The 22,787-nt window shown below is 63.4% G+C and carries 19 protein-coding genes; 10 read left to right on the top strand and 9 right to left on the bottom strand.

Annotated elements, in window-relative coordinates:
- Window positions 1-107 precede the first annotated feature (107 nt).
- From KZJ38_RS05390 to KZJ38_RS05405, 4 genes are all read right to left on the bottom strand, one after another.
- The gene (locus KZJ38_RS05390) at window positions 108-881 is read right to left on the bottom strand and encodes an apolipoprotein A1/A4/E family protein (protein ID WP_219799124.1); all 774 of its coding nucleotides are present in this window, start codon (window positions 879-881) and stop codon (window positions 108-110) included.
- On the bottom strand, window positions 878-1,144 hold the full coding sequence (locus KZJ38_RS05395; protein WP_219799125.1) for a hypothetical protein: 267 nt from the start codon (window positions 1,142-1,144) through the stop codon (window positions 878-880). Before KZJ38_RS05395 ends, KZJ38_RS05390 begins: the two co-directional genes overlap by 4 nt.
- A gap of 284 nt (window positions 1,145-1,428) precedes the next feature.
- The gene (locus tag KZJ38_RS05400; protein WP_219799126.1) at window positions 1,429-2,427 is read right to left on the bottom strand and encodes an aldo/keto reductase; all 999 of its coding nucleotides are present in this window, start codon (window positions 2,425-2,427) and stop codon (window positions 1,429-1,431) included.
- 226 nt (window positions 2,428-2,653) lie between these two features.
- Window positions 2,654-3,793, bottom strand: a complete 1,140-nt coding sequence (locus tag KZJ38_RS05405; RefSeq protein WP_219799127.1) for a LacI family DNA-binding transcriptional regulator — start codon at window positions 3,791-3,793, stop codon at window positions 2,654-2,656.
- 213 nt (window positions 3,794-4,006) lie between these two features.
- On the opposite strand from KZJ38_RS05405, the gene KZJ38_RS05410 reads away from it, so the two are divergent.
- The 4 genes from KZJ38_RS05410 (at window position 4,007) to KZJ38_RS05425 (ending at window position 9,029) form a co-directional block, all read left to right on the top strand.
- The gene (locus KZJ38_RS05410; RefSeq protein WP_219799128.1) at window positions 4,007-5,182 is read left to right on the top strand and encodes an ABC transporter ATP-binding protein; all 1,176 of its coding nucleotides are present in this window, start codon (window positions 4,007-4,009) and stop codon (window positions 5,180-5,182) included.
- Window positions 5,183-5,193: 11 nt separating this feature from the next.
- Entirely contained in the window at window positions 5,194-7,188 is a 1,995-nt protein-coding gene (locus KZJ38_RS05415; RefSeq protein WP_219799129.1) for a beta-galactosidase, read from the top strand.
- A 56-nt stretch (window positions 7,189-7,244) separates the two neighbouring features.
- Complete coding sequence (locus tag KZJ38_RS05420; protein ID WP_219799130.1) at window positions 7,245-8,519, top strand: ABC transporter substrate-binding protein; 1,275 nt, start codon at window positions 7,245-7,247, stop codon at window positions 8,517-8,519.
- Between the two features lie 135 nt (window positions 8,520-8,654).
- Window positions 8,655-9,029, top strand: a complete 375-nt coding sequence (locus KZJ38_RS05425) for a hypothetical protein (protein ID WP_219799131.1) — start codon at window positions 8,655-8,657, stop codon at window positions 9,027-9,029.
- A gap of 99 nt (window positions 9,030-9,128) precedes the next feature.
- Here KZJ38_RS05425 and KZJ38_RS05430 read toward each other — a convergent pair whose 3' ends face one another.
- The gene (locus tag KZJ38_RS05430; RefSeq protein ID WP_246641648.1) at window positions 9,129-9,458 is read right to left on the bottom strand and encodes a hypothetical protein; all 330 of its coding nucleotides are present in this window, start codon (window positions 9,456-9,458) and stop codon (window positions 9,129-9,131) included.
- Between the two features lie 314 nt (window positions 9,459-9,772).
- Between KZJ38_RS05430 and KZJ38_RS05435 the strand changes: the two genes are divergently transcribed.
- The gene (locus KZJ38_RS05435; RefSeq protein WP_219799132.1) at window positions 9,773-11,305 is read left to right on the top strand and encodes an HD domain-containing phosphohydrolase; all 1,533 of its coding nucleotides are present in this window, start codon (window positions 9,773-9,775) and stop codon (window positions 11,303-11,305) included.
- Here KZJ38_RS05435 and KZJ38_RS05440 read toward each other — a convergent pair.
- The gene (locus KZJ38_RS05440) at window positions 11,271-11,924 is read right to left on the bottom strand and encodes a TetR/AcrR family transcriptional regulator (protein WP_219799133.1); all 654 of its coding nucleotides are present in this window, start codon (window positions 11,922-11,924) and stop codon (window positions 11,271-11,273) included. The genes KZJ38_RS05435 and KZJ38_RS05440 overlap by 35 nt on opposite strands.
- Window positions 11,925-12,392: 468 nt before the next feature.
- Between KZJ38_RS05440 and KZJ38_RS05445 the strand changes: the two genes are divergently transcribed.
- Window positions 12,393-13,172: an SDR family NAD(P)-dependent oxidoreductase gene (locus KZJ38_RS05445; protein ID WP_219799134.1), complete on the top strand. Its 780-nt coding sequence runs from the start codon at window positions 12,393-12,395 to the stop codon at window positions 13,170-13,172.
- 47 nt (window positions 13,173-13,219) lie between these two features.
- On the opposite strand, the gene KZJ38_RS05450 is transcribed toward KZJ38_RS05445, so the two are convergent.
- The 3 genes from KZJ38_RS05450 to KZJ38_RS05460 all read right to left on the bottom strand — a co-directional run bounded on the left by KZJ38_RS05450 (window position 13,220) and on the right by KZJ38_RS05460 (window position 16,819).
- The gene (locus tag KZJ38_RS05450; protein ID WP_219799135.1) at window positions 13,220-13,954 is read right to left on the bottom strand and encodes a PepSY-associated TM helix domain-containing protein; all 735 of its coding nucleotides are present in this window, start codon (window positions 13,952-13,954) and stop codon (window positions 13,220-13,222) included.
- Between the two features lie 452 nt (window positions 13,955-14,406).
- Entirely contained in the window at window positions 14,407-15,549 is a 1,143-nt protein-coding gene (locus tag KZJ38_RS05455) for an aldose epimerase family protein (protein ID WP_219799136.1), read from the bottom strand.
- Window positions 15,550-15,610: 61 nt separating this feature from the next.
- The gene (locus KZJ38_RS05460) at window positions 15,611-16,819 is read right to left on the bottom strand and encodes a XylR family transcriptional regulator (RefSeq protein ID WP_219800128.1); all 1,209 of its coding nucleotides are present in this window, start codon (window positions 16,817-16,819) and stop codon (window positions 15,611-15,613) included.
- Window positions 16,820-17,180: 361 nt separating this feature from the next.
- On the opposite strand from KZJ38_RS05460, the gene xylA reads away from it, so the two are divergent.
- The 4 genes from xylA to KZJ38_RS05480 all read left to right on the top strand — a co-directional run bounded on the left by xylA (window position 17,181) and on the right by KZJ38_RS05480 (window position 22,663).
- On the top strand, window positions 17,181-18,506 hold the full coding sequence (gene xylA, locus KZJ38_RS05465; protein WP_219799137.1) for a xylose isomerase: 1,326 nt from the start codon (window positions 17,181-17,183) through the stop codon (window positions 18,504-18,506).
- 238 nt (window positions 18,507-18,744) lie between these two features.
- Entirely contained in the window at window positions 18,745-19,773 is a 1,029-nt protein-coding gene (gene xylF / locus KZJ38_RS05470; protein WP_219799138.1) for a D-xylose ABC transporter substrate-binding protein, read from the top strand.
- Between the two features lie 125 nt (window positions 19,774-19,898).
- Window positions 19,899-21,470, top strand: a complete 1,572-nt coding sequence (xylG, locus tag KZJ38_RS05475) for a D-xylose ABC transporter ATP-binding protein (RefSeq protein WP_219799139.1) — start codon at window positions 19,899-19,901, stop codon at window positions 21,468-21,470.
- Entirely contained in the window at window positions 21,467-22,663 is a 1,197-nt protein-coding gene (locus KZJ38_RS05480; RefSeq protein WP_219799140.1) for a sugar ABC transporter permease, read from the top strand. The genes xylG and KZJ38_RS05480 overlap by 4 nt, the downstream gene beginning before the upstream one ends.
- Window positions 22,664-22,787: the final 124 nt, after the last annotated feature.

Raw genomic sequence — 22,787 nt, forward strand, 5'->3', positions numbered from 1 at the left:
CTAACCCCATGCGCTGGCCGATTTCGCGCGAAGCCGCATAGCGGGTTGACGTCGGGGTGACAGCGCGTTGACGCGCGTGGCGGAGGCAAGGCTGTCTCCGCCACTTCTCACGCACTATAAGTGGAGACCCACACCCAGATCGGCTTCCACCCCAAGGTAACGCCGAGCACCGCCACGATTCCAGTCCCGGTCCAGAACAACCGATGGACGAAGTCCTTCAGCGACGAGAGTTTGTCTTCGGTCGTCTTCACCCGCTCGAGTGCGCTGGTTTCGAGTTTCTCGACGCTCTCCTCAACCTTTTCGACGCGCCTCGCGAATCGCTCCTCGGATTCGCGGCCTAGTTGGGTCAGACGCTTCTCAGACTCTTCGCTCGATCTGGCCCAGCGCTTCTCAGCCTCCTCGCACGATTTAGCCCAACGCTTATCAGCCTCCTCGCTCGATTTGGCCGAGCGCTGCTCCGCCTCTTCGCACCATTTGGCCCAGCGCTTTTCCGCATCTTCGCTCAACTTTGTTAAGCGCTGCTCGGCTTCTTCGCACCATTTAGCCGAGCGCATCTCCGCTTCTTCGCACCATTTGGCCCAGCGCTTTTCCGCATCTTCGCTCAACTTTGTCAAGCGCTGCTCGGCTTCTTCGCCGGCCTTTGTCAAACGCGACTCAGATTCGCGGGCGAGGTCGGTGAGGCGAATTTCCGATTCCTTGACGTACGCGTCCAACTGGACTTGGGCCATTGACAAAGCGCCGAGCTCGCGGTGGATTTGTGCGAGCTGTGTGTACACCGCGAAAGTGAAGTTGCTTCCGGTTTCATTGCCCATTGTCTGAGCCTGAACTGGCAGATCGGGCGCGTCGCGGACGGCGCCTTGTGTCGAGAGAGTTTGCATCATGTCTTACTCAGCTGCAGTCCTATAAATTCCCAAATTGACTTGGGTGCGCGGCCATGAAACGCCGTTACACGCAATAAGATGCCCATTCCGGTCTGGCCTCCGTTAATGCCGAGTTTTTCTCCCAACTCGATTGTCGTGCCATTGAAGGACAGAAAGAATTTATCGTTGGCCACTTCGTGAAAATCACGAGCGGAAACGAGCTGTTTTGCTGCTGCTACGACCTTGTCCGGATTGGACAGCGCTGTGATGAAGTACAGAGCCATGGGTGAGTTCGATCTTTCCTGCTGTGGATAGGCGTCCAATAAATCGTACCTCACCTGCCTATCTTCCTGGTAATTCTTTTTATTTTAATATGCGTGACTGCCTTAAAAGCGCTCGATATATTTAAATTTATTCTCTATTAATCTTTAGCGCTAAGGCATGCACAAGTGCGTCGGTATGAATAAGCAAGGAAATTCCGAATCAGTCCTACAGCAGTTCGCTGTTGACCGAGGAGCGCTGCGCTCGTCTCCCCGGTCCGTCTTTCGGTTGCCGATGAAATCGGAACTTACCGTGCCGCGTCGCCCCACCGGTACTCGACGGTTGCCTCATCGAGTTGCGCCTTCAGTTCCGGATCGAGCTTCAGATCGATAGCCGCGAGCGTCTCGTCGAGCTGGTCGGGCCGGCTCGCACCGATGATCGCCGACGTCACGACCGGATTGGCAAGCACCCATGCCAGCGACGTTTTCGCCAGCGACAGCCCGGCCTTGTCGACGATGCCGCGCAGCTTGTCGATCGTCTGGAACTCGCGCTCGTGCCAGTAGCGCTCCTGATACATCGTGCCGGCCTTGCCGACCGTCGCCGACGTGAAGCGTCCTTCGGCGGGCTTGGCATCGTGCCGATGCTTGCCGGTCAGAAGGCCGCCTGCGAGCGGGTTATACGGCATCACCGCGAGTTTTTCCTCGGCGGCGAGCGGCAGCAGTTCGCGCTCGATCTGACGGAACAGCAGGTTATAGCGCGGCTGCACCGACACGAAGCGCACGACGCGCATCACATCCGCGCGTCCGAGCGCGCTTGCGAGCCGGTAAGCGAGGAAGTTCGACACGCCGACATATCGCGCCTTACCCGAGCGCACGATCGTATCGAGTGCCTCGAGCGTTTCTTCGAGCGGCGTCTCGCGATCGTCGTTATGCAGCTGGTAGAGATCGACATAGTCGGTGTTCAGGCGCCGCAGCGAGTTGTCGATCGCATTGAGCAGATGCTTGCGCGATGAACCCTGATCCCACTCCGACGGGCCCACCTTGTTGAATGCTTTGGTCGCGACGATAAAGCGTTCGCGCTTGCCCTTGAGCCATTGCCCGATGATTTCCTCGGTACGGCCGGTCTGTTCGACCGTCGCGCCGAGCGGATAGGCATCGGCCGTATCGATAAACGTGACGCCTGCATCGCTCGCCTTGTCGAGAATGGCGCGCGATACCGCTTCGTCGGTCTGAAGGCCGAATGTCATCGTGCCGAGGCACAGACGCGAAACCGTCAGGCCTGTGCCGCCGAATTTGCAATATTGCATGGACGTGTCTCCGCAATGTGAACGTAAGGGAAAGAAAGGCGCACGACATCGTGCGAAATGCTGACTGGAGGGGGCGCGCACCGATCAGGATGCGAAAACACGAAGCATAGCGGGTATCACAACTTCGCGTCGGAGGCCGCGCATGGACGCGGCCCCTTTGAAAAAAATTCAATCCGTGCGCATCGTGCTCAAACGGGCCGACGAGCGAGGGCGATACCGTGATTGCTCAGCCACGCCGCGCCTTTTTAGTGGGCCCACCCTTGCTACGCGGTGCGCACGTCGAACCACGCACCATCAGCCGCGGCTCCGATGTCACGCAGACGCGCGGTGCTTCGCTCGCGCGCTTTTGCGCGCCTCCGCGCGAGTCGTTACGCAGGTCATGACGTGTCTCGTTGCGGGTTCCATTGCGCGCCGCACCGCGCAGATCGCCGGGCCGCTCGACAAGCTCCCGCAGCAGCGACACCGCCAGTTCCGCGGCTTCGACGGTGGGCACCGCGACTGTCGTCAAAGGCGGCCGCGACTGCTGCGCAAGCTGAATATCGGTGATGCCGATCACCGACAAATCCGTCGGCACGTCGCGCCCGAGATCGAATGCCGCGTTGATCGAACCGAGCGCCGGCAGATCGTTCGTCGCGAAGATCGCCGTGGTGTGCGGATGCGCTTCGAGCAGATCGCGCGCGGCCGCATAGCCGCCTTCGATCGTATCGGGTGCGTGCCGCACGCACGTGCGCGGCAGCTTGACGCCCGCGGCGCGCAACGCATCGACGAAGCCTTCGTAACGCGCCGCATGAATACCCGCGCGCTTGCTGCCGACAATCGCGACGATATGCCGATGACCAAGTTCGAGCAGATGTTGCGCGGCAAGCTCGCCCGCGCGCCGGAAATCGACAGCCACGCACGGCAGACCGGGCGGATCGTGCGGCCGCTCCCACATGCACAGCACGACCGGCGTGCCGCGCGCTTCGGTCTGGTGCAAATCGGCGAAGTCGAGATTCGCGTTCATGACGAGCACGCCTTCGGATAGCGTGCCGGCAATCTGTTCGAGATACTTGCGGCCCGCAAGCGGATCCTGGTTCGTATTGCAGACGATCACGAAATGCCCGCTTGCGCGCGCTGCACGCTCGACCGCGAGCGCGAACTCCGGATAGAACGGATTCGCGATGCTCGACACCATCAGCGCAATCGTTGGCGCGCGGCCTTCGGCGAGCGCGCGCGCGGCCAGATGCGGGCGATAGCCGAGCGCGGCGACCGCTTCGAGCACGCGCTTGCGCGTTTGTTCGCCGACGCGGCCGCGATTGCGCAGCACGTTCGATACGGTCGCCGAGGTGACGCCGGCGTGCGCCGCGACTTCGCTCAAAGTGGACATGGAATAGACATAGGGGATCGTGTCGCCAGTATGTGGGATGCTTTCTCAGAATTTGCGTTGCTGCCCGGCGCGCGGCACCATTCCCGCACAAACAGAATGAGATCGGAGACGAAGCTTCACGCGAACGATCGCGCTTGCGATCGTTTTTTGAAGCCCCGCTGATTAAGCGCTTAATCTCCGGCTCCCGTCGATTTAAACATGGAGTGGAGACGAATGGCGAGCATTTCGTTACGCGGCGTACAGAAAGCGTACGGCGATAGCGCGCCGGTGATTCGCAACGTCGATCTGGAGATCGGCGAAAACGAGTTCTGCGTGTTCTTGGGCCCGTCCGGCTGCGGCAAGTCGACACTGCTGCGCATGATCGCGGGCCTCGAAGATGTCACTGACGGCGACCTGTCGATCGGCGGGCGCCTCGTGAACGATATCCCCGCGGCCGAACGCGGCGTCGCGATGGTGTTCCAGAGCTACGCGCTGTTTCCGCATATGAGCGTCTACGAGAATATGGCGTTCGGGCTCAAGCTCGCGAAAGTGCCGAAGAGCGAGGTCGACCGCAAGGTGCGCGAGGCCGCGCGCATTCTGCAACTCGAAGCGCTGCTCGAGCGGCGGCCGCGCGCATTGTCCGGCGGCCAGCGGCAGCGCGTGGCGATCGGCCGCGCAATCGTGCGCGAACCCGGTGTGTTTCTGTTCGACGAGCCGTTGTCGAATCTCGATGCGACCTTGCGCGGCCAGACGCGTATCGAGATCGCGAAGCTGCACCGGCAGTTCGCGAAGGCGAGCGTCGTTTACGTGACGCACGATCAGACCGAGGCGATGACGCTGGCCGATCGCATCGTCTTGCTGCATGCGGGCAAAGACACTGAGCGCCACGGCAGCATCGCGCAGATCGGCGCGCCGCTCGAGCTTTATCACCGGCCGGCGAGCCGCTTCGTCGCCGGCTTTATCGGCTCGCCGCGCATGAACTTTCTGCCGGCGACGGTCGCATCCGCCGATGCTCAAGGCGTGACTGTCACGCTTGCGCAGAGCGGCGAGCGCTTGCGCGTCGAAGCCGATGGCAGCGGCTTGCAGAATGCGCAGACGGTCACGTTCGGTGTGCGTCCGGAGCATCTCGAACTGATCGATGCAGATGCGAACGGCACAAGCGGCACAAGCGGCAACACCGACACCACACTCACGCGCGGCGTCCAGCTCGTCGAGCATCTCGGCGAGCACAGCTATGTGCACCTCGATCAGCCAGGCGGCGACACGCTAATCGCGAAAGTCCCCGGCGGCGCGCAGGTCTCGATCGGCGAGCGCGTGACGTTTCGCGCAAACCCGGCTGCCTGCCATCTGTTCACCGAAGACGGTTTCGCGGTGCCCGCGCGCGGCGCCGCTGTCCCTCTCAACGCATAAGGAACGAAACGATGCGCCTCGGAGTTTGCTACTACCCCGAACACTGGCCTGAGTCGATGTGGGAAGACGACGCCCGCCGGATGAAATCGCTCGGCATCGAGCAGGTGCGGATCGCCGAGTTCGCGTGGAGCCGGATGGAACCGGCGCCCGGCGAATACAACTGGGCATGGCTCGACCGCGCGGTCGACGTGCTCGGCAACGCGGGCCTGAAAGTGGTGATGTGCACGCCGACCGCGACGCCGCCGAAGTGGCTGATTGACCGCCATCCGGACATTCTGCCGGTCGGCGCCGATGGCCAGCCGCGCGGGTTCGGCTCGCGTCGTCATTACGATTTTTCGTCGCCGTCGTTTTTCGAAGCATCGCGAACGATTTGCACCGCGGTCGCCGAGCGATACGGCAAGCATCCGGCCGTCGCGTACTGGCAGACCGATAACGAATACGGCTGCCACAACACCGTGGTCAGCTATTCGCCGGCGGCGGTCGCGCGTTTTCGCGAGTGGTTGAAGGCGCGCTACGGAACGGTCGATGCATTGAACCGCGCGTGGGGAACCGTATTCTGGAGCATGGAATACCGCAGCTTCGACGAAATCGATGCGCCGGTCGGCACCGTCACCGAAGCGCATCCGTCGCACCGGCTCGACTACCGGCGATTCGCCTCGGATGAAGTCGCGCGCTACAACCGCATGCAGGTCGACATCATCCGCGCGCATTCGCCGGGCCGGCCCGTTGCGCACAACTTCATGCAACTCTTTACCGAGTTCGATCACTACAAGGTCGCGGCCGATCTCGATGTCGCGACGTGGGACAGCTACCCGCTCGGCGCGCTCGAACAGCAATGGTTCGAACCGGAACTGAAAGCGAAATGGCTGCGCACGAGCCATCCGGATTTCGCGTCGTTCAATCACGACGTCTATCGCGGCATGTCGAAACTGCCGTTCTGGGTGATGGAGCAGCAGCCGGGGCCAGTCAACTGGGCGCCGTGGAATCCGGCGCCGCTAGCGGGCATGGTCCGGTTGTGGAGCTGGGAAGCGTTTGCGCACGGCGCGGGCTGCGTGTCGTACTTCAGATGGCGGCAGGCGCCGTTTGCGCAGGAGCAGATGCATGCAGGGCTCAACACGCCCGATAACCAGCTCGATGTCGGCGGGCACGAAGCGGCGCGCGTCGCCGAAGAAATCCGCGCGGTCGCTGCGGCCCATGCCGATGCCGACGCTGCAGTGACCACAAAGGTCGCCCTCGTCTACGACTATGAAGCGAAGTGGCTGTTCGAGATTCATCCGCAAGGCGCCGATTTCGCCTATCCGCGCTTTGCGTTTGAGTATTACTCGGCGTTGCGCGCGCTCGGTTTCGATGTCGACGTAATCCCGGCGACCGCGCCGCTCGACGGCTATGCGCTGGTCGTCGTGCCGCCGCTGCCCGTGGTGCCCGACGACTTCGCCGCGCGCGTCGAAGCGAGCGGCACGCATGTCGTGTTCGGTCCGCGCAGCGGATCGAAGACGCGCGACTTGCAGATTCCCGCGCACTTGCCGCCCGGTCCGCTTGCCTCGTTGCTGCCGATGCGCGTGTGGCGCGTCGAATCGTTGCGGCCGAATGCGGGAGAACGCGTGAGCGTCGACGCGAAGACTGAAGGCGACGCACGCCATTGGCGAGATCTGATCGACACCGGTAACAACACGGGTAACAACACAGCCGCCGACACGGCGCTCGAGATTCGCGCGCGCTTTGCCGACGGACATCCAGCATATGTCCGCCGCGGCGCCGCGCACTATTTCGCGAGCATTTTCGACGAGCGGCTGACCGAACAGCTATTCGCGCGCATTGCGTCCGAAGCGGGCCTCACGCCGCATGCGCTTGGCGACAGCTTGCGTGTGAGCCGCCGCGGCGCGCTGACCTACGTGTTCAACTACGGCGAGCGTGTGCACACGGTCGACAACGTCGATGCAGCCGACTTCGTGATCGGCGCGCGCGAGGTCGAACCGCAGGGCGTAGCCGCATACCGAACGCGTTAAAACACAGCGATCAACCAAACAGCAGTGCCACAGAAAGTAAAACCAAGGAGACAGGAATGACCGTAAAAGCACTGAAGGCTCGCGGCACGCGCATCGCCGTTGCGCTCGCGCTTGCCGCCGCGGCGACGTCGGGTGTGTTGTCTTTCCCGGCTGCCGCGAACGCCGACACGATGACCATCAATATCGCGTTCAAGGGCGCGAACCAGCGAGCCGTCTGGCAGCAGGTCCTCGAGGAGTTCAAGAAGGCGCATCCGAATGTCGACGTGAAGGTGTCGTTTATCGATGAGGAAGCGTACAAGGTGCAACTGCCGGGCTGGCTGACCACGGTTGCGCCGGATATCGTGAACTGGCACAACGGCGAGCGCATGGCCTACTATGCGCGGCGCGGTCTGCTCGAAGACCTGAGCGGCGACTGGAAGAAAAATGGCTGGGACAGCATGTACGCGTCGACGAAGGAAGCGTCGACCGTCGAAGGCAAGCAGTACGCGGCGCCGACCGTCTATTACGCGTGGGGGATGTTCTACCGCAAGGACCTGTTCCAGAAGGCCGGTATCGCCAGCGAGCCGAAAACATGGGACCAGTTGCTCGACGCGTGCCGCAAGCTGAAAGCCGCCGGCATCACGCCGTTCGCGGTCGGCGGCCGCGATGCATGGACGCTTGCCGGCTGGTTCGATTACCTGGATCTGCGTATCAACGGCAATGCGTTTCACCAGAAGCTGATGGCCGGCGAAATTCCGTACACGGACCCGCGCGTCAAGAAGGTCTACACGACGTGGAAGCAGCTGCTCGACGATCACGACTTTATCGATAACTCGCTGTCCTACGATCTCGACGCCGCACAGCCGTTCCTGTTCCAGGGCAAGGCCGCGATGATGCTGATGGGCACGTTTATCACCGGCGGCTTTCCGGCGAACGTGAAGCCGCAGATGGGCTTCTTCCAGTTCCCGATTATCGATGCGAAGGTGCCGACCGCCGAAGACGGTCCGGTCGAATCGCTGCATATTCCATCGCGCGCGAAGAACAAGGCCGACGCGCATACGTTCCTCGCCTTCGTCGAAACGCCGGAGATCGGTGCGCAGATCGCGAAGGGGCTCGGCTCGCTGTCGGCGAACAGCAAGTCGCCGGAGCCCGAGGATCCGATCTCGAAGATCGGCTTTCAGATTCTCGCGAATACGAAGGGCGGTATCGCGCAGTTCTACGATCGCGATATGACGAAGGAAATGGCCGACGAAGGGATGAAGGGCATGCAGCAGTTCGTGTCCGATCCGACGAAGCTCGATTCGATTCTTGCGCAGCTCGAACAGGCGCGTAAGCGGATCTACAAGAAGTGAGGGCAGGACGGGCAGCGCGTAGGCAGGCCGCGCTGCCGGCAAGGAACTGATCGACCGCGGCGGATGACACTACCTTATTGAGAGAGAGGCGACGCAGGTTCGCGTAAATTCGGCCCCTTTAATGGGAGTCGTTTCGTGAACCTGTGTTTTCTGATTCTGGCAGTGCCTGTCTGTGTATGTGTCGGTCTTTACGCCCGCAACAAGGGAAGACGTTTCTGGCAGTGGGCCATACTTTCAGCCATCGTGACGCCGCTTGTCACATGGCTGATCCTGCTTTTCATGAAGGATTTGCGGACGCCCGAACAGCGCGCAATACCGGTGAGCGTCAGCAACTGGCTTTTGCTGATCGCCGGCGTGTTATGTGCGGGCGGCGCGCTGTACCTTGCCAGCCCGACCGGTATCGGCGCGTCGTGGGATTTCTCCATGAACTTCAAGGTGAAAACGCCAGACGACAGCGTCAGCGACGATAAAGACAGCGACGACAAAGACAGCAAGCGGTCCGGTCATTAGCCGCACGGCCATCGCGGCCGGTCCGATCGTTGCCGCCACTGTCTGCCAATCGAGCGGCTATCGAGCGGTGCACAACGTGCGCCGGCGAGCACAAACGCTTCACTCCATTTTTTGCCCGGAAGGCGGCGGCGTCACGTTGTTGCGCCAGCCTGCAAGCGGCGCGCCATAGCCGCCCGCTTCCGCATTGTTCGGCAGGCCATTGGCAAGCTGCGCGCGCGGGTCGGTCGGGTTCAGATCGAGTTCACCGGCCTGGCGATTGCCATGCGTCGGATACTCGCTGCCAAGCGGTGCGTTCGGCATCAGTTTCGTGCTGTTTTGCGGCGCATGGACGTCGTCGTAGACGGACAGTCCTTGCGCATTCGCGATGCCGGCAGCGCCCGCTAAAGCAAGCGCGGCGGCGAGATGCAGCGTAGCAGTGAACTTGTGCACGATCAGCTCCTCATCAGATGAAAACCAGTGCGCGCCACATCGGATGCGCGGCGCGCACGTCGTTCTACTATTGGCGATCGAGACAAGGAGTGCAATGCGCATGATGCAGTTTTGAGTTTTGTCGGGCGATTGCAGGGGCTTTGTCGGGCCGCCTTGTCGAGTGCCTTGTCGGGTATTACCGGGCTGTGCGCTTTTTTATTGCAATGGCGCGCTTTTTACCGGCCCCTACGCGCGGCTGCGATAACGGTATAGTGCGCAACATCGTCAACCGACCCTCGGTTTCCATTCGACATTCGATATTCGACGGCGAATTCATGAACGCATCGTCAACGGCGCCAGACCCGGGCGCCGCACTGCGCGTCTTCGACGCGGTCAAGGCGCTCGCCTTTATCGGCGACCTCAGCATGGGACAGCCCACCGATCACTCGCTGCGCACGGCGTGGCTCGCCGCGCAATTCGCGCGCGCGGCCGGCGCCGACGACGCCACGCGCTGCGCGGTGATCGAAGCGTCGCTGTTGCGCTGGTCCGGCTGTACCGCGAACGCATCCGGTTTTGCCGACGTGCTCGGCGACGACGTCGGCGGTCGCGTGGCGATGCTCGAAAACCGGCCCGACTGGGCTCAGCCGCTCGCCGCGCAAGGCGGCGTGAGCGCCGCGTTGACGCCGCTTGCGCAGATTCATTGCGAAGTGTCCGGCGAAGTCGCGCGCATGCTGGGTCTCGCCGACGGTACACAAGCCGCGTTGCGGCATATCTTCGAAGCGTGGGATGGCGGCGGTCTGCCCGACAAGCTTGCGGGCGAAGCGGTGCCGGTTGCCGTGTACCTCATCGCGCTGGCCGGCGACCTCGAAATCTTCGCGCGCGTCTATGGCGTCGAACAGGCGCTGCAGTTGATCGCGCAGCGCGCGAACGCGCGCTATCCGGCCGCGCTTGCGGCACTCGCCGATGCGCATGGCCAGCGATGGCTCGATGAACTCGCGGCGCTCGACGCACTCGATCCCACGCAAGTCGACGACGCGTTGGCGACGCCGCATATGTCCGATACGACGTCGGCCGAACTGATCGCCGACGTCATCGATCTGAAGCTGCCCTGGATGACCGGCTATTCGCGCGCCGTTGCGCAGACGGCTGCCCACTGCTGCGCACAGCTGATCGCCGATCCGCTGGTTCAGCAGCGCGTCTATCGCGCGGGTCTGTTGCATGGCATCGGCCGCGCGGCGGTGCCGAACGCGCTGTGGGATACGCCGGGGCGCTTGCCGGCGTCCGCGTGGGAGCGCGTGCGCCTCGTGCCGTACTGGACCGCGCGCGCGGGCCGGCAGACCGGCGCGCTTGCCGATGCGGCCGAACTCGCGTCGTATGCGTACGAGCGCGGCGATGGCTCCGGTTATTTTCGCGGCGTTGCGCGCGATGCGGTGCCGCTCGAAGCGCGTGTGCTCGCGGCGTCGGTAGCGTGGGTTGCGCTGCGCGCGGCGCGGCCGTGGCGCGCCGCGTTCGGCGTCGAGGAAGCATCGCAACTGTTGCGCGACGAAGCGGCGAGCGGGCGCTACGATCCCGAGGTGGTCGAGACGCTGCTTGCGTGCGTGTGCGGACCGGACGCGCCGCGCGTGGCGGCACCGGGTGTGACACAGCGCCGGCTAGCATCATCAGCCTCTGCAGCAGCGCGCCTGTCCGCGCGTGAGACCGATGTGCTGCGTTCGATCAGCCGCGGCGCAAGCAACAAGGAAGTGGCGCGCGAACTCGATCTGAGCCCGAGCACCGTGCGCACGCACGTCGAAAGCGTGTTTCGCAAGCTCGAGTGCTCGACGCGCGCGGCCGCTACGCTGAAGGCGTCGGCGCTGGGACTGTTGTAGGCTCGTCTGCCGTATCCGCTTGCGTCTCGCCGCACGGGTGCGCCGCGATCGCATTGATCGAATGCCGGACCGCATGCAGAATTTCGTCGGCGAGGTCGGGCCGCGCCTTCATCACCGCGCGCGAAGCGGAAACCGCGCCGATCATCGCGACGGTCATCGTCACCGCATGCTCGCGCCGCGTCGTATCGGCCTGCTGATCGCCGAGCTTTGACGCGAACACGCTGACCATCTGCTCGAAGCCTTCGGCAAACCGCTCGCCGACCGATACGTCCTGGCGTCCGATCTCGCTGACCGAGGCGGCCATCGCGCAGCCATCCGCGATGTCGTTGCGCTTTTCCTCCGACAGATAACCGTCGAGCAGTTCGCCGAGTTCGGGTAAGCGCCCGTTGCGCGGCGCGGTCAGACGCCGATGACCGAGCTCGAGGCCGAACGCGAGCGCCTCGGCGGCGAGCGCGTCCTTCGATGGGAAATGCGCGTAGAGCGCGCCGTGCGTGAGCCCGGCGGCCTTGCCGATTTCGGCGACGCCGACGCCGTCGATGCCGCGCTCACGCATCAGGCGCGCGGCCGTTTCGATAAGCTTGGCGCGGTTCTGCGCCGCCTGCTCCTTGCTGACTTTCATGGACGAACTCCCAACCTGCCTCGATCCGGCGCACGCTTCAGGCAACCGGACCGGGTGACGACGAGCATATTTATAATTGCATATGCAATTATAAGGCTTCTGATCCCCGCAAGTCTCAACAATTCCCTTGCACCGGCGCGGGGCCGTCCGCGGCGAGGTGATCGTCAATTTACTGTCGATTCTTTCGACTGCGACGACACCGATGACGGCCACGTATAAGCGGGCGAAGGTAGCCCCATCGTTACCGGTCCTCATCGATGTTCTGAGGCGAAGCGGGTGCGTTCGCATAGCCACCTGGCATATTTCTTTCATTTCCCTTTTGTCTTTGCCAGCCGAACACAGTGTTCTTTCAGGGTCGTTTGATCTTATTCATTGCGGTCAGTATCATTACAGTTATGATTGCGGTTGCAATGAATAACGCCGAATCAGTCGATTCAGCGCAAATGAACGGTTCCCAAGGAGAACACCATGCGTTTCCAGAACAAAACGGCCCTCGTGACGGGCGGCAACAGCGGTATCGGCTTCGCGACGGCAAAGATGCTGATCGAGCAGGGCGCGCGCGTCGCGATCACCGGCCGCGACGCGAAGAAGCTCGATCAGGCGCTGACTGAGCTTGGCCCGAACGCGATCGGCATCGACGCCGACCTGAACGACGCCGACGCGCTCGAGCGTGTCGTCCAGAAGGTGAAGAATGAATTCGGTTCGCTCGACGTGGTGTTCGCGAATGCGGGCGTGAGCGGCGCGACGCCGCTCGGCCAGACGACCGCCGCCGCTTTCGAGGCAATCACGCGCACCAATCTGACTTCCGTGTTTCTGACCGTGCAAGCCGCGCTTCCGCTGATGCAAGAGGGCGGCGCGATCGTGCTCAACGGCTCGGTGATGCGCAGCGAAGGCATCGCCGGCTCGGCCGCTTACTCGGCGTCGAAGGCGGGTGTGACGGGGATGGCGAAGGTTTTCGCAGCGGAACTGGCGCCGCGAGGGATTCGCGTGAATACGGTGATTCCGGGCCCGACGCGCACGCCGATCTGGACGCGCAACTCGCGCGCCGGTCAGACGCTCGACGATACGGAAAAGGCGATCGCGCCGCGCATTCCGATCGGCCGCCTCGCTGACCCCGAAGAAACGGCGCGCGCAGTGCTGTTCCTCGCATCCGACGACGCGGTGGGTATTACGGCGACGGAAATCGTTGTCGATGGCGGACTGACGGGCGCACCGAGCGGCGCACCGGTGTTCCGCGCGCCGCATTGAACGGCGCCGAATGTCGACGGGCGGCGCCTGAACTGCGCTAAACCGCGCTACGCCAGCCCGACAGACACCGCGGCCACGATCGACCCGATCACGAGCACTGCGCCGATCGTGCGCCGCGTATTCAGCTGTGTCCACAGCAGCACGCCCGTCAGCGACAGCAGGATGATGCTGCCCGCGAGCGTATCGATCAGCAGCACCCACCCGACGCTTAAGCCTACGCCCTTGTGCAGATTGGTCAGCGTCGCGAGGAACGTGTTGCCGGTGCGTTTCACGGTGACGTAGCCGCTGCCGACCCAGTAGTCGGCGGACGTCATCTGTTGCGGCGACGCGAACGTCAGTTGCCAGTGCTCGGGCTGAACCGCGCTGCGATCGCCCCACGCGACCGCATGCGCCGGTTCCTTCTGCACGCGGCCAGGCTTGCCGGCGAGCTTCAGTTCACCCTTGAGCCACGCGGCCAGCTCGCGCGGCGACTCGGGCGCCGGCTGGGGCAGCGGCACCTGCAGTTCAGAGACCTGCGGCGCGCCCGTCGAGATGCGCAGCGGTCCCGCGCGGTGGTTCAGAAAGAAGCCGGTGGTGCCGAACAGCAGTCCGAGTGCCGCGCCCCACAGGCCGATCCAGCCGTGAATCTTGCGCAGCCAGCGGATAAAGGTGATCCGCCGCGGCCGCTTCTGCTGCGCATCAACGCCGGAAGTGCCGGAAGCCCCGGCAACGGTTGCCGATGCATGCGGTGCGAGCGGTGCGAAATCGGCGGCGCCCGAGTCGAGGGTGTCGGTGGTGTTCAAGATGGCTCCGCGAATCGAATAGCGTTGGGTCGTGAATGGTCGTAACCGGTTGTGATGCCGGGAAAGCGCGATGCGGCGGCCGGCAGACGTTCGCCGTCGGCGGGCGCGCGCTCGCTTGCCTGTTGCACTGCCTGGAGTGGTCTGGACACCGTCGCGATAACGCACAAAAGCAGTGCGCCGAGGTGCGGCCGGCAGTCCGGGCTGGCTGGCCGTCTGGCCTACGCGGCCGTACGTCGTACGGAAATGGCCGCGGAGCAGGAGGGTTGGCTGGCGCTCAGATGAGAACCGCTATCATTTCACGTCGTTGTGAACGCCGCAAGAATCGCAAGCAAACCGAACCGTCCCGAAATGTTTCTGGCGGTTACGGATGCTGCGCGTGGCCGACCGGTATTCAACGCGAGCCGGCGCCTGGAAAAGCCCGCCTGTGAGCGGGATGCAAGCGGGCAAATTGCCTACCGGACGCCGAGCCGGTAAACGGTCGTATGCCGATACCGTTCGCCGGGGCGCAATACCGTTTGCGCGGCCGTATCGTCCATATTGATCTGATTCGGGTAGCCGCCGGTTTCGAGGCACAGCGCCGCGTGCTTGCGCAACTGTTCTCCGCCGCGCCCGACGACGCCTTCCAGATAATTGCCCGAGTAGAACTGCAAGCCGTTCGCGTCGGTATCGACGGTGAGTTCGCGGCCGCTGCCCGGGTCGTACAGTACGGCCACGCGCCGCACCGCGCCGGGCGGATTGGACGACGCACCCGCGGCACCCGGGGCACCCGCGGCGCCCGACGTGCTGCGCAGCAGATAGCAATGATCGAAGCCCTTGCCGCGCACCAGTTGCGTATGCGGCCAGTCGAGGCGCGCGCCGATCGGCGCGCTCGTGCGAAAGTCGAATGCGTTGCCGGTCACGCTTGCACGCGCAATCGGAATCAGCGTGTCGTCGACTTCCCAGAATTCGTCGGCGTCGATTTCGATCATATGGCCGCGAATGTCGGCCGATCTGTCGGCCGATCCGCCGGACAGATTGAAATACGTGTGATTCGTCAGGTTGACCGGTGTCGGCGCGTCGGTGGCCGCGTCGTAGTCGATCGTCAGCGCGCCGTTGTCGTCGAGCGTGTAGCGCACGGTTGCTTCGAGCGTGCCCGGAAAGCCCGCGTCGCCTTCGGGCGATTCGTGCGCGAAAACCAGCGTGCCGTCCACTTCACGCGCATCCCAGAGCGCGCGATGGAAGCCGGTCGCGCCGCCGTGCAGCAGGTTGTCGCCCTGATTGCGATCGAGCTGGTACGTGACCCCATCGAGCGCGAAGCGCGCATGCGCGATGCGGTTCGCCCAGCGGCCGATTGTGCCGCCGAAGTACGAGGTGCTCGCGAGATATTCGGCCGGCGTGTCGTGCCCGAGCACGACATCGGCGATGCGGCCGGCGCGGTCGGCCGCATGCCACGAGACGAGCGTCGCACCGAGGTCGCTGATCACCACGCGCATGCCATGCGCGTTGCGCAGCGTGAAAAGACGGACCGCATCGCCGCCGGGCAGCGTACCCCAGCGTTCGACGGTGACATGCGCGTGAGGAGCGCGATCGGTGCTGCGCGAGTCTGCAAGATTCATGGATGAAAAATCGAAGTCTGGGGTTCAGCCGATGGGGTTAGCCGGTTTTTCAGCGAGCGTGTCAGCCGGGTTGCGATGCCTGGGTGGACTGCAGGCGCTCATGGTACTCGCGCGGGGTACAGCCGAGTTCACGGCGAAACACCGCGTACATGTACTGCAACGACGTGAAGCCGCAGCGAATCGCGACCTCGGTGCTCGATATGTCTGGTTGCGCGAGCAACCGTTTCGCGACCTCGAGCTTGTGGTTGAGAATCTCCTGATGCACGGTGCAGCCGAGTTCGCGGCGAAAGTGTTCTTCGAGCGACGACCGCGATACGCCGACATAGTCGGCGACCTGCTCGGTCTTGATGCCCTGGCAGCCGTACTGGCGGATGTAATGGCGTGCGCGCATCACGTACGGACTCGACACCGGCTGATGCCGCGTCGATTCGAGCACATTGATGCCGACCGGCGGCACGAGAATGCGCCGTCCCGCAAAGCGCGCGCCGCCCAGCATCTGATGCAGCAGGTGCGCGGCCGTGCGGCCCATTTCCTCGGTCCCTTGAATCACCGAAGACAACGGAATGCGCGTGAGCGAACGCGTTAAAGGGTCGTTGTCGATACCGATGATCGCGACTTCCTCGGGCACTGCGATGCCGGAGATCAGGCACACCTGCAGGAGCTGACGTGCGCGCGCATCGGTCACCGCGATAATGCCGACCGGCTTCGGCAAGCTTTGCAACCACGCGGCCAATTGTTCGCTGGCCTGGTTCCAGACCGGCGCGCTGGTCGGCAGCCCGCGATGCACATCGCCGGTCAGGCCGTCTGCCTCGAGCAGCGCATTGAAGGCGAGTTCGCGTTCCTGCGCCCAGCGGTTCGTCGGCGCTTCGGGCAGGCTGTAGAGCGCGAAGCGCTGCAAGCCCGCGCCGATCAGATGCGTGTACGCCAGCGAAACGAGCTTGCGATTATCGGTGGCGATATATGGCAGGTTTTCCGGATACCGCGACGCCTCTTCGTACGACGAGCCGACCGCGACCACCGGCAGCGGACAATCGGAGAGCGCTTCGCACACGGCGGGGTCGTCGAAGTCGGCAATGATGCCGTCGCCTTCGAAGTGTTCGATGCCGTTCAATCGCGCGCGAAAGTCCTCCTCGAGAAACAGGTCCCATGCAACGCGAGTCGACAGCAGGTACTTGCCGATGCCGGTAATGATCTCGCGGTCATAGACCTTGTTCGCGTTGAAGAGCAGCGCGATTCGATGCGTACGTTGAGCAGGTTGCTGGCGTGTCATCGTTCCAGTTAAACGGCATGCATCGATGGTCGGCATGCCGTCGTCTCCGTATGCGGCGAAACCCTTAAGGGCAAACGCGACTCACCATTTGGGCAAGCGCGGGTAAGCGCAAATAAGCGCAGATAAGCAATTTCGCACGCTGTTGGTATTAAGTATTCTGCTTATTCTAGGCGGTGCAAGCTTGCCGCCGCCATACGATTTTAACGGGCGGCAAGAATCGCTAGTCGCGCTGGCGGATTTCGCAATTGCCGGTTCGAAGCCCAAGCTGGCAGCATGGCGTCACTCATGCAAACGTGCGGTGCGCGCCAAATGCGCACTTGCGGCGAAACGCGCACGCACGACATCAATCAAGGAGACGCGCATGTCCTATTTCGAACACCTGCCGGCCGTGCGCTATGAAGGCCCGCAGTCGACCAATCCGTTCGCATACCGCTACTACGATCGCGACAAGCTCGTGCTCGGCAAGCGCATGGAAGATCATCTGCGCCTCGCCGTCTGCTACTGGCATACGTTCGGCTGGGCCGGCACCGACATGTTCGGACCGGGCACCTTCGAGCGTCCGTGGCACGGCGCGGGCGAGCCGATGGAGCGCGCGCGCCTGAAGGCCGATTCCGCCTTCGAAATGTTCTCGAAACTCAACGCGCCGTTCTACACGTTTCACGATAACGACGTCGCGCCTGAAGGCGACAGCATCAAGCAGTACGTGAGCAACTTCCGGGCGATCGCCGACTACCTGGGGCGCAAGCAGGAAGAGACGGGCGTGAAGCTCCTGTGGGGCACGGCGAACCTGTTCTCGCATCCGCGCTACGCAGCCGGCGCGGCCACGAATCCAAATCCGGAAGTGTTTGCGTTCGCCGCGACGCAAGTGTTCGAAGCGCTCGAAGCAACGCAGCGCCTCGGCGGCGCGAACTATGTGCTGTGGGGCGGCCGCGAAGGCTATGAGACGCTGCTCAACACGGACCTCAAGCGCGAGCGCGAGCAGCTTGGCCGCTTTATGAGCATGGTGGTCGAGCATAAGCACAAGAAAGGCTTCAAAGGCATGCTGCTGATCGAACCGAAGCCGCAGGAACCGACCAAGCATCAGTACGACTACGACGTCGCGACCGTGCATGGTTTCCTCACGCAATTCGGCTTGCAGGATGAAATTCGCGTGAACATCGAAGCGAACCATGCGACGCTCGCGGGCCACTCGTTCCATCACGAGATCGCGAATGCTTTTGCGCTTGGGGTATTCGGCAGTATCGATGCGAATCGCGGCGACCCGCAAAACGGCTGGGATACCGACCAGTTCCCGAACAGTGTCGAAGAACTGACGCTCGCGTTCTACGAGATTCTGCGCAACGGCGGCTTTACGACGGGCGGCATGAACTTCGACGCAAAAGTACGCCGTCAAAGCATCGATCCCGACGATCTGTTCTACGGCCATATCGGCGCGATCGACGCGCTGGCGATCGCGCTCGAACGCGCGGCACGCCTGATCGAAAACGACCGGCTCGCCGCGTTCAAGGAAAAGCGCTACGCGGCCTGGGACAGCGAATTCGGCCGCAAGATTCTCTCGGGCAATTTCACGCTTGAAGCGCTGGCCAACGATGCGATTGCGCGTGGCATCGCGCCGCGGCATGTGAGCGGCCGCCAGGAGCACCTCGAAGACATCGTGACGCAAGCGCTCTACGGCCCCGCGAAATAGCGGGGCGCATGCGCGGCCCGCGTGCCGCGCGCCGGTAAAAAACGTCAACCGGGCCGGGCAATTTCGCAATTGCCCGACCGGCCCGCACGGCCCACGCTGTCGGGCGGACAAATCCCGCATCACCACAATCGACGACCGCGAACACGAATTCGCGGCGCATCCGTACGATTTCGCCGGCCTCTTCACTTCTCTCGCACGTTTGAAAGCGCCGGTAGCCAACCAGAAAAAGGAGTGAGACATGAAATCTGCCATGCGTCGTACCGTCCTGAATTCGCTCGTCTGCGCCGCGATGTTTGCCGGCCTGACCTCGATCGCCCCGCTTGCGCACGCAAGCAAGGACAAACCCGAAATCGGCTTCTGTATCGACGATCTGCGCGTCGAGCGCTGGTCGCGCGACCGCGACTATTTCGTTGAGGCCGCAACCAAACTCGGCGCGAAGGTATCGGTGCAATCGGCCGACGCCAGCGAATCGCGCCAGATCTCGCAGATCGAAAACCTGATCTCGCGCGGCGTCGACGTGATCGTGATCGTGCCGTTCAACTCGAAGACGCTCGGCAATGTGATCGCCGAAGCGCACAAGGCCGGCATCAAGGTCGTGTCGTACGACCGCCTGATTCTCGATGCGGACGTCGACGGCTATATCTCGTTCGACAACGAGAAGGTCGGCGAACTGCAGGCGCAAGGTGTGTTCAACGCGCAGCCGAAGGGCAACTACTTCCTGCTCGGCGGCGCGCCGACCGACAACAACGCGAAGATGCTGCGCGAAGGCCAGCTGAAGGTGTTGAAGCCCGCCATCGACCGCGGCGATGTGAAGATCGTCGGCCAGCAGTGGGTGCCCGAGTGGAGCGCCGCCACTGCGCTGCGCATCACCGAAGACGCGCTGACCGCGAACAACAACAAGATCGACGCGATCGTGGCCTCGAACGACGGCACCGCCGGCGGCGCGATCCAGGCACTCGCCGCACAGCATCTCGCGGGCAAGGTGCCGGTATCGGGCCAGGACGCGGACCTCGCGGCCGTGAAGCGCGTGATCGCCGGCACGCAGACGATGACCGTCTACAAGCCGCTCAAGCTGATCGCGAGCCAGGCGGCGCAGCTGTCGGTCGATCTCGCGAAGGGCAACAAGCCCGCGTTCAACGCGAAGTACGACAACGGCAAGAAGCAGGTCGACACGGTGCTGCTGCAGCCGACGCTGCTCACGAAGGCTAACGCCGACGTCGTGATCAAGGACGGCTTCTACACGCAGGCGCAGCTCGCCGGCAACTGACGCGTTCGTCGCTCTCTGTAACAGGCGCGCGGGTTCAGTACCACCAGAGGCAAATCCGGCGGCACGCCCGGCTGGTAACACAGGCCGGGCCCGCGCGCGCCCTCGATCCACCCAGGACGAAACGCATGGAACAGGCGCACAAGGCACCCGCGCTTCTCGAACTGCGCGGCATCGCCAAATCGTTTGCCGGCGTACGGGCGCTCGACGGCATCGATCTCTCGGTCGCGCCCGGCGAATGCGTCGGCCTGTGCGGCGAAAACGGCGCCGGCAAATCGACGCTGATGAAGATCGTGTCGGGCGTCTATCCGTACGGCGACTGGTCCGGCGAGATGCTGTGGGAAGGCCGGCCGCTGCACGCACAGAACATTCGCGATACGGAACGCGCCGGCATCGTGATCATTCACCAGGAACTGATGCTCGTGCCGCAGCTGTCGGTGGCCGAGAATATTTTCCTCGGCAACGAAATCACGCTGCCCGGCGGCCGCATGAACTACGCGGCGATGTATCAGCGCGCCGACGCGCTGCTGCGCGAGCTCAATATCGAAGGCATCAACGTCGCGCAGCCCGTGATGAACTACGGCGGCGGCCATCAGCAGCTGATCGAAATCGCGAAGGCGCTGAACAAGCAGGCGAAGCTGCTGATTCTCGATGAGCCATCCTCATCGCTGACCGCGGCCGAAACGCAGATCCTGCTCAATATCGTGCGCGACCTGAAGAAACGCGGCGTGGCGTGCGTCTATATCTCGCACAAGCTCGACGAAGTCGAAGCCGTGTGCGACACGATCACCGTGATCCGCGACGGCAAGCATGTCGCGACGCAGCCGATGGCGAAGCTCGACACCGATCGCATCATCGCGATGATGGTCGGACGTGAGATCACGAACCTGTTTCCGCGCGAGCCGCATGACATCGGCGACGTGATTTTCGAAGCGCGCAACGTCACGTGTTTCGACGTGACGAATGCGAACCGCAAACGCGTCGACGACGTGTCGTTTTCGTTGCGCAAAGGCGAGATTCTCGGCGTCGCGGGTCTGGTCGGCGCGGGCCGCACCGAGTTGATGCAAGCGATTTTCGGCGCCTATCCGGGCGCGAGCCACGCTGAAGTCTGGATGAACGGCAAGCGTTTGAAGATCGGCGGACCGGCCGACGCGATTCGCGCCGGCATTGCGATGGTGCCCGAAGACCGCAAGCGGCACGGCATCGTGCCGCAGCTAGGCGTTGGCTACAACATCACGCTCGCGGTGCTGTCGCGCTTCGCGAAGGGCGGGCGTATCGACAGCGCATCGGAACTCGACACGATCCACACTGAAATGAAGCGCCTGTCGGTGCGCGCCGCGTCGCCGATGCTGTCGATCGCGAGTCTTTCCGGCGGCAACCAGCAGAAGGCCGTGCTGACGCGCATGCTGCTCACCGACCCGCAGGTGCTGATTCTCGATGAGCCGACGCGCGGCGTCGACGTCGGCGCGAAATACGAAATCTACAAGCTGATGTTCGCGCTCGCGCGGCGCGGCGTGTCGATTGTCGTCGTGTCCTCGGAATTGCCCGAAGTGCTCGGCGTGAGCGACCGCGTGCTCGTGATCGGCGAAGGGCGCCTGCGCGGCGACTTCGTCAACGACGGCCTGACGCAGGAACATATCCTGACGGCGGCGCTTAGCGCCGAACGCCATGACCCCTCTCAACTTGCGAGCGTCGCATGACACCTGAAATCAGTTCCGTCGAAAACCGCGCGCCCGGGCGCGCATCGATCGCATCGGGCCAGCGCGTCAAGCAACTGTTCGCGCGTTACAAGCTGCTCGCGCTGCTGCTTGCGGTCGCGGTGATCTGGACGTTCTTTTCGTTCCTCACCGACGGCGCGTTCGTCACGCCGCGCAACCTGTCGAACCTGCTGCGGCAGATGTCGATCACGGGGATGCTCGCGTGCGGCATGGTATTTGTCATTATCGCCGGCGAAATCGATCTGTCGGTGGGTTCGCTGCTCGGCTTGCTCGGCGGCCTCGCGGCGATTCTCGACGTCAAGTTCCACTGGCCGCTCGCGGCCACGCTGCCGGTCGTGATGCTCGCGGGCGTCGCGGTCGGCGTGTTCAACGGCTGGTGGTCCACCTATTTGCGCGTGCCGTCGTTTATCGTCGGCCTCGGCGGCATGCTCGCCTATCGCGGTGTGCTGCTCGGCATCACGGGCGGCTCGACGATCGCGCCCGCCTCAGATGCGCTCGTGTTCGTCGGGCAAGGCTATCTGCCGCGTATCGCGGGCAATGTGCTGGCGGTCGTGCTGTTCGCGCTGCTCGCCGTGCTGACCGTGCGGCAGCGCAGGAGCCGTCAGCACTACAACCTGCCCGTTGTGCCGCTGTGGCAGGACGGCGTGAAGATTGTGGCGGCCGGGCTGCTCGTGCTCGCGTTCGTCGCCACGCTGAACCGCTACGGCGGCATTCCGGTGCCGGTGCTCGTGTTGCTCGCGCTGCTCGGCATCTTCACCTATGTCGCGACGCAGACCGTGTTCGGCCGCCGTATCTACGCGGTCGGCTCGAACCTCGAAGCGACGCGCCTGTCGGGTGTCAACACGAACCGCGTGAAGCTCGCGATCTTCGCGCTGATGGGGCTGATGTGCGCGTTCGGCGGCCTTGTCGAAACCGCGCGGCTCGCGGCGGGCTCGCCGTCGGCGGGCACGACCGGCGAACTCGACGCGATCGCCGCGTGCTTTATCGGCGGCACCTCGATGCGCGGCGGCTCGGGCACGGTCTACGGCGCGCTGATCGGCGCGCTCGTGATGGCGAGCCTCGACAACGGCATGTCGATGCTCGACGTCGACTCATACTGGCAGATGATCGTGAAGGGCGGCATTCTCGTGCTGGCCGTCTGGGTTGATGTGATCTCGGGGTCGAACCAGCGGTAATCCACCGACGAACGCACGGCCGTGGTGCGGTGCACCACGGCGCGGCACCGGTTCGCTTCGTCAGCGTGCGTGCGGGCGATCGGCCGGTTCGGTAAAAAGCCATTCGCGAGCGACGAAAAAGCGG

The organism is Paraburkholderia edwinii, assembly GCF_019428685.1.
GTDB lineage: Bacteria > Pseudomonadota > Gammaproteobacteria > Burkholderiales > Burkholderiaceae > Paraburkholderia > Paraburkholderia edwinii.